General features: G+C 65.4%; 3 protein-coding genes. 1 reads left to right on the forward strand and 2 read right to left on the reverse strand.

Annotated features, from left to right (window positions below; all coding sequences use genetic code 11):
- Positions 1–39: 39 nt before the first annotated feature.
- The gene (locus ACFWBU_RS21145; RefSeq protein ID WP_169620203.1) at positions 40–456 is read right to left on the reverse strand and encodes a cytochrome c oxidase subunit 4; all 417 of its coding nucleotides are present in this window, start codon (positions 454–456) and stop codon (positions 40–42) included.
- Positions 457–496: 40 nt separating this feature from the next.
- Positions 497–1549 carry a cytochrome c oxidase subunit II gene (locus tag ACFWBU_RS21150; RefSeq protein ID WP_169620204.1) on the reverse strand — a complete coding sequence of 351 codons (1053 nt, stop codon included), beginning with the start codon at positions 1547–1549 and terminating at the stop codon, positions 497–499.
- Between the two features lie 309 nt (positions 1550–1858).
- Here ACFWBU_RS21150 and asnB point away from each other — a divergent pair, with 309 nt between their 5' ends.
- Positions 1859–3784 carry an asparagine synthase (glutamine-hydrolyzing) gene (gene asnB, locus ACFWBU_RS21155; protein ID WP_169620205.1) on the forward strand — a complete coding sequence of 642 codons (1926 nt, stop codon included), beginning with the start codon at positions 1859–1861 and terminating at the stop codon, positions 3782–3784.
- The last annotated feature ends 38 nt before the right edge of the window (positions 3785–3822 follow it).

Here is a 3822-nt window from a genome sequence, read left to right on the forward strand (position 1 = left end):
ACCCGAAGGTGTGGCGCCCGCTGTGGACTATGAACTCGCTCAGTGCTTCTCGGGACCGATGTGGTACTCGAACACCAGGCCGGCCGACGCCGCGAGGATCAGCACCACGGCACCCGCGATCATCCAGGGCTGGAAGAACGCCAGCGAGATGGCGGCGAAGGATGCCGACGCGGCCAGCAGGATGGGCCAGAAGCTGCCCGCGCTGAAGAATCCGAGGTCGCCGGCGCCATCGCTGATCTCGGCATCCTCGTAGTCCTCGGGGCGAGTGTCGAGACGCCGAGCCACGAACCGGAAGTACGTTCCGATGATGAGGGTCAGTCCGGCGGAGAGCACGATGCCGGTGAGACCCGCCCACTCGATGCCCGTACGGGACAATCCTGTGAAGGTTCCGTACACGATCGCGACGAGCACGAAGAACACCGTCGTCACTTCGAAGAGCTTGGCTTCGATTTTCATATCAGCACTTGTCCTTGTCGATGAAAGGCGAAGAGACGGGTCACTCGCTGGCGCCGGATGCGGAACGGTCGGTGCGATCGGTCTTGAACGGGACCGTCGACGTGGCGACGGGGCTCTGGCCGATGGCCTCGAGTGCGGCGGCGTTGGACAGACCCTGTCCGCCGTCCTCGACAGGCTTACGAAGGTCGATGAAGCGTGCGAAGTCCTCGGGGCTCACCGCGCGGACCTCGAAGTTCATCATCGCGTGGTAGGTGCCGCACATCTCCGCGCAGCGACCGACGAAGGCGCCCTCACGCTCGATCTCCGAGATCTGGAAGACCGGGTCGGAGTTGTTCTGGATCGGGTTCGGGTTCACGTCACGCTTGAACAGGAACTCGGGGACCCAGAACGAGTGGATGACGTCCGACGACGCGAGGTAGAACTCGATCCGCTTGCCGGTCGGGAGGACCAGGACGGGAACCTCGTTGCTGGTGCCGATCGTCTCGATCTTGTCGTAGTGCAGGTAGGACAGGTCTTCGACCGGGGCACCGTGGATCGGGCCGAGTTCGGCGTGCGCATCCTCCGCATTGGGGATGTCGATCTGCACTGCTTCCTCGGCGGCCTCGTCGATGCCGTTGTACGGCTGACTTCCGTCCTGGAGGTCGATCGAGCGGTAACCGAACTTCCAGTTCCACTGGAAACCGGTGACGTCGACGACGACGTTGGGGTTGTCTTCCTTCTCCAGGACGTAGTTCTGCACCACGACCGTGAAGTAGAAGAGGACACACACAGCAACGAACGGCGCCGCCGTGTACGCGAGCTCGAGCGGCACGTTGTATGCCGTCTGCCGCGGGAACTCCGGGGAGTCCTTCCGTCGCCGGTAGGCGATGATCACCCAGAAGGTGAGGGCCCACACGAGAATTCCCATGACGAGGGCGGCGACAACCGACCACGTCCACAGGTCACGCATACGCTCGGCTTGGGGGGTCACGCCCTCCGGCCAGCCGAAACGAAGGACTTCTTCGCTCGAACACCCGGTCAGCACCAAGGCTGCAATGCCGAGTGATGCTGCGAGCCCGAACCGCCGAAGGATCCGACCTTGCGCCACGTTCACGCCTTCCTGATCGCTGCAATTTCAGTAGGGCACACCAAGAGGGCCAGCCCAATTACTACGCAGCGTAGACCAAACCCGGCCGCTATCCATCCTCGGGGCACGAAGAAAGTGTCGCGCCTGGGGATTCGCCCGGAACGTACCGACGTGACGACGGTTTTTGCGCGGTGCCGCCCGCTCGCCCTCCCGGCTGACTGCGGCATACTCCAAGGGAACAACGACGAACGTCGGCGAACAGTTCCCACGGCCCCTGAGCGGTGGTCGCCGGCTGGTTCGCTTCTGACACCCCGACCGGAATGAGGTACCGAACGCGTGTGCGGCTTGCTCGGGTTTCTGACCACCGACGGCACCAGCGACGAGGCCGTCGCCCAGGTGGCGTCCGCAATGCACTGCCTCCGGCATCGCGGCCCGGACGAACACGGCACCTGGAATGATGCCGATCTCGTCTTCGGGTTCAACCGCCTGTCGATCATCGACATCGCCCATTCGCATCAGCCTCTGCGCTGGGGGCCTCCGGAGCAGCCCGACCGGTATGCCCTGACCTTCAACGGCGAGATCTACAACTATCTCGAACTGCGCAAGGAACTCGCCGACGAGTTCGGGGCGACGTTCGAGACCGAAGGCGACAGCGAGACCATCGTCGCGGCGTACCACCACTGGGGCGCCGAGGCCGTGCGCCGCCTGCGCGGAATGTTCGCGTTCGCGATCTGGGACACCGTGAACCGTGAGCTGTTCCTGGCACGCGACCCGTTCGGCATCAAGCCGCTGTTCCTCGCGACCGGCACCGCCGGCACCGCGTTCGGCAGCGAGAAGAAGAGCCTTCTCGAACTGGCCGACCTGATCGGCATCGGTACCGAACTCGATCCGCGGGCAGTGGAGCACTACACGGTCCTGCAGTACGTGCCCGAGCCCGAATCGCTCCACAAGGAGATTCGCCGGCTCGAGTCGGGTTGCTACGCGCGACTGACCCCGGGAGCGGAGCCCGAGATCACGCGGTACTTCGAACCGACCTTCCCGGTGCGGCCCTTCGCGGCAGGCCGCGAGCAGGATCGCTACCGCGAGATCGCCGACGCGCTCGAGGATTCTGTCGCCAAGCACATGCGCGCGGACGTGACGGTGGGTTCGTTCCTGTCCGGTGGCATCGACTCCACCGCCATTGCGGCTCTGGCGATGCGCCACAATCCGAACCTCATCACGTTCACGGCCGGCTTCGAGCGGGAGGGATATTCGGAGGTCGACGTGGCCGCCGAGTCCGCCGCCGCGATCGGTGCGCGCCACGTGGTGCGGGTCGTCTCCCCCGCCGAGTTCGCCGCGGCCATTCCCGAGATCGTCTGGTACCTCGACGACCCTGTCGCCGACCCGGCGCTGGTGCCGCTCTGGTTCATCGCCAAGGAGGCCCGCAAGCACGTCAAGGTGGTGCTCTCGGGCGAGGGCGCCGACGAACTGTTCGGCGGTTACACAATCTACCGGGAGCCGCTGTCGCTGCGACCGTTCGAGTTCCTGCCTCCGGCGCTGCGCCGCGCCGCGGGCAGACTGTCCGACCGTATTCCCGAGGGAACCCGGGGCAAGAGCCTGCTGCATCGCGGGTCGATGCCGCTCGAGGAGCGCTACTACGGCAACGCGCGGAGCTTCAGCGACGCGCAACTGCGGTCGGTGCTGCGCGAGTTCCGGCCCGAGTGGACGCACCAGGACGTCACCGCGCCCATCTACGCGCGGTCGGTGGGCTGGGATCCCGTCGCCCGCATGCAGCACCTGGACCTGTTCACGTGGCTGCGCGGCGACATCCTCGTCAAGGCCGACAAGATGACCATGGCGAATTCGCTCGAGCTGCGCGTCCCGTTCCTCGATCCCGAGGTGTACCGCGTGGCGTCGCAGGTCCCGCTGGACCAGAAGATCACCAAGGACACCACCAAGTACGCGCTGCGTAAATCGCTCGAGGGCATCGTCCCGTCCCATGTCCTGCACCGCGCGAAGCTCGGGTTCCCGGTGCCGCTGCGGCATTGGCTCGCCGGCACCGAGTTGTTCGACTGGGCGCACCAGGTGATCGCCGAGTCCGGCACCGACCACCTGATCGACAAGGCCGCGGTGACGAAGATGCTCGACGATCATCGCGTCGGCACGGTCGACCACAGCCGCCGGCTGTGGACCGTGCTGGTGTTCATGATCTGGCACGGCATCTTCGTCGAGGAGCGCATCGTTCCGCAGATCCAGGAACCGGCGTACCCCGTCGAGGTCTAGGCACCACACGCACGACAACAGACGGTCGTGGCCACTCC

The organism is Rhodococcus sp. NPDC060084 (genome assembly GCF_042730335.1).
Lineage (GTDB): Bacteria > Actinomycetota > Actinomycetes > Mycobacteriales > Mycobacteriaceae > Rhodococcus.